This window comes from Kosmotoga arenicorallina S304 (genome assembly GCF_001636545.1).
Taxonomy (GTDB): domain Bacteria; phylum Thermotogota; class Thermotogae; order Petrotogales; family Kosmotogaceae; genus Kosmotoga_B; species Kosmotoga_B arenicorallina.
The window spans coordinates 1-718 of the sequence record NZ_JFHK01000039.1 but is presented as its reverse complement, the minus strand read 5'-3'; the positions used below and the strand labels follow the sequence as shown (position 1 = coordinate 718).

Below are 718 nucleotides of genomic sequence, written 5' to 3'. Positions count from 1 at the left end.
TTACTCACCTACTATGTCAAGTCAAGGAGACAATCTGCCTGAATCCGTTCCCAAATGGCAGTTTGTTTGAGCAACAGAATCAAGCAGGGAGAACCTTTCATCTGTCCTTCTTTCAGTTCCCTGTGTGTTTGTTTTTGTTGTATAATTTGACTGAGGGCTCTTGTTCCCACGCGAGGACAAAAAGAGTTCCTCATCGTAGGCTTTCAAGCCTTTTAGCATGGCGAAGGCTATCTTGACGAGGGTATTCGCCAATGCTCTGAGGGCATGTCCAAAGGACTTGCCCTCCTTTATTTTCCTGGCATAATATCCCCTCATCCACGATCCCTCGTTCACTGCACTCAGTGCCATCATATGCAGAACCCCTTTCAGGTTCCTGTCACAGTGTTTCCTCATCACGCATTTGTGGTAGTTCCCACTCTGGATTATTACAGGCACTGTCCCGCAGTATTTCTGGAAGTTCCTGTAATTCTTAAATTCGTGGTTGAGAAATGCCGCCACCAGTGCTACGCCCGTTACCACTCCCACTCCCGGCAGGCTCAATATCACCCTGTATTTCGATTCTTTCAAATTCCTTTCCATTTCCTTTTTCATTTCCTGCTTTCCTCTTTCCACTTCGAGAAGGTGTCTGGCAGCATTTGCCACCATCATGAGGGTGTATTTTGTAATATGCCATTCCCTCTTTTTGAGTGCTTTTACCTTCTCCCTCAACGAGTTCGTG

General features: G+C 46.2%; 1 protein-coding gene. It reads right to left on the bottom strand.

Translation table 11 applies throughout. From position 1 onward, the window contains the following. Positions 1–21 precede the first annotated feature (21 nt). Positions 22–718 (bottom strand): transposase (locus tag AT15_RS10030; protein WP_153019747.1); only part of this gene is annotated, 697 nt, incomplete at its 5' end.